This window comes from Endozoicomonas sp. SESOKO3 (assembly GCF_024606255.1).
This window is the reverse complement of sequence record NZ_JAHHPR010000581.1, coordinates 1-2,300: the sequence shown is the minus strand read 5'-3', so window position 1 is coordinate 2,300 and position 2,300 is coordinate 1. Positions and strand designations below refer to the sequence as shown.

Below are 2,300 nucleotides of genomic sequence, written 5' to 3'. Positions count from 1 at the left end.
AGCGCGCCATCTTCAGAAAGCCCTATTTTTATAGGGCTTTTTGTCGTTTTGGGGGTGGCTTTTGTAATGCCTGTCTCGCCTTTTATTATTTTTTGGTCGTTTAATTTCCGCACTGGCAAAAACCGTAAAAATGCCCATTTTTGGCCATTTTGGTGCTTTTTTCTCTTTCTCTTCTCTTAAATTCGCACTTTTCAAAATTCTTGTGCGTACTTTGATTTTCCCTTTAAAAACAGTTGGTTATCAGTGGTTTTAGGTTGTTTGGACGGGTGTTGGGTTTGCACTTTATTAGCGATATGTGTGGGGGACGGTCGGCGAACTTTATGATTAAAAATCGAGGGGTAAAAAGGAGGGAGTACATCAATCCTCCGGTATACCCAATGCCTTCTTCTGCTCCGACCACAAGAGTGGAAAAGGCTTCATAAAATCAGCCAGTACCAAACCTCCCAGGCTGCGACCATCAATAATGGCTTCCTGAATCTCTGACGACAGAGTGGTCAGCCGGAGGATTTTCGAAGCATAGCTTTCGCTGTTGATTCCTTCCTTTTTAGCCAGCACTTTCAGGTGCTTCTCTTTTCCTGTTTCCAATGCCTTCAACCACCGATGCGCCCTGACCAGAGCATTTCTCAAAGCCGGATCGGCCTCTTCCAGTGCCGGACGACCATCTGGTGTGGTGACCTGGCTCTTGCCCTTGCGGTTGATGAACTTGATGGGGATATGCACCAGAATACAGTTCTCATCTTCGAGATAGGTGCGGGTCGCTTTGCCGGTTACTTTTATGGCCATGTCACTTCTCCTTGTAACTCATGGGTGATGGTGGGTATCCCTTCCTGGTGGAACCGAATCTCAATACCCTGCTGATGGACGTCTATTCGGTTGACCAGCAGTTTCATTAAACGGCGCTGTTCTTGGGGAAACAGAAGATTCCAGATATCCGACAGGTCGTTCAGGGCTTCCCTGACCTGATCTTCATTGAACGTTTCCTGATCCGTCAGCATCTGCCACGTGGTGAAAATAATCTCTGGCTGCTTCAGTAAATCCCGTAGATTTTCCACCACCAAAAACTCGATTTCCTTCGCGGGCAAGGTAGGCAGGGGTGAATGTTTGTGGCCGTGCCTCCGGGCCACGCTACTGACGTAGTAGCGGTGCAGTTTGCCCTTGCTGCGGGTGGCCGTGGGTATCAGGGCTTCCTGCTCCGGTCCGAACAGAAAACCCCGCAGAAACGAAGGACTGTGCCTGTGTCGGCTGTCTGTCTGGCGGCCCGAGCTGTTGCTCTGGAGAATGGTCTCTACCTTCGCCCAGACCTCAGGTTTGATAAGGGCTTTATGCTCACCCGGATACCATTCACCCTTGTGGCCGATCTCACCTTTATAGAGGCGGCTCTTAAGTAGTTTGTAGATGGCGGTGCGGGTGAACTTCTTGCTTCCGACCACTTGGCCACCTTTGCGTGGCAATCGCTTGGTTCGGAAGCCCATTTCATTAATCCGTTCGGCGGTTTCAACTTGTGAGCGGGTTTCAATAAAGATCTTGAAGATCTCCCGAATAATCACCGCCTCTCCTTCATTGGGGATAAGCTTGCGATCCACCACGTCATAGCCCAGCGGTGGCGTCCCACCCATCCATTTACCCTTCTTCTTGGAGAGCAGAAACTTGTCTCTGATGCGCTCCCCAGTGACTTCTCTTTCAAACTGGGCAAAGGACAATAGAATATTAAGCGTCAGTCGTCCCATGCTGCTGGTGGTATTAAACTGCTGGGTGACAGCGACGAAGGATACTTTATGCCTGTCGAACACCTCCACCAGCCGGGCAAAGTCAGCCAGCGACCTTGAGAGGCGATCCACTTTATAAACCACCACCACATCAATCTTTCCGGCTTCCACATCTTGCATCAGTCGCTGAAGTGCAGGCCGTTCCATATTGCCACCGGAAAAGCCGCCATCGTCGTACTCGTCTGGCACCAGAACCCATCCTTCCTGTTTCTGGGAGGTGATATAAGCTTCACCCGCTTCCCTTTGGGCGTGGAGTGAATTGAACTCCTGCTCCAGACCTTCTTCCGAAGATTTGCGGGTATAGACTGCACAGCGCTTGAGATCCTTAATCTTGCTTTTACTTCTGCCCATGGCTTTTTCCCCGCTCATGGCTGCTCCCCTTCAATCCAAAGAACACCGGCCCAGACCAGTGACTTCCAGTAATCAGCTTGGCGATACCAGAAAGGCTCCGGTATATCTGGCCCCGGTACTCGAAACCTTCCCTGGTGACAATCACCTCGTGGGTTTCACCTTCATACTCCTTAACAATCCGGG

4 protein-coding genes are annotated in these 2,300 nt (G+C 50.4%); 1 reads left to right on the top strand and 3 read right to left on the bottom strand.

Translation table 11 applies throughout. The features are described 5' to 3' along the window. Positions 1-180 (top strand): hypothetical protein (locus KDK18_RS09935; protein ID WP_257254745.1); only part of this gene is annotated, 180 nt, incomplete at its 5' end. A gap of 177 nt (positions 181-357) precedes the next feature. Here KDK18_RS09935 and KDK18_RS09930 read toward each other — a convergent pair. The 3 genes from KDK18_RS09930 to KDK18_RS09920 form a co-directional block, all read right to left on the bottom strand. Further along, a complete protein-coding gene (locus tag KDK18_RS09930) occupies positions 358-783 on the bottom strand; it encodes a hypothetical protein (RefSeq protein WP_257254744.1) in 426 nt (141 codons plus the stop codon). Then, positions 774-2,135: a recombinase family protein gene (locus tag KDK18_RS09925; protein ID WP_257254743.1), complete on the bottom strand. Its 1,362-nt coding sequence runs from the start codon at positions 2,133-2,135 to the stop codon at positions 774-776. The genes KDK18_RS09930 and KDK18_RS09925 overlap by 10 nt, the downstream gene beginning before the upstream one ends. Continuing rightward, on the bottom strand, positions 2,104-2,300 hold a 197-nt coding region (locus KDK18_RS09920), incomplete at its 5' end, for a DUF2924 domain-containing protein (RefSeq protein WP_257254742.1). The genes KDK18_RS09925 and KDK18_RS09920, both read right to left, overlap by 32 nt.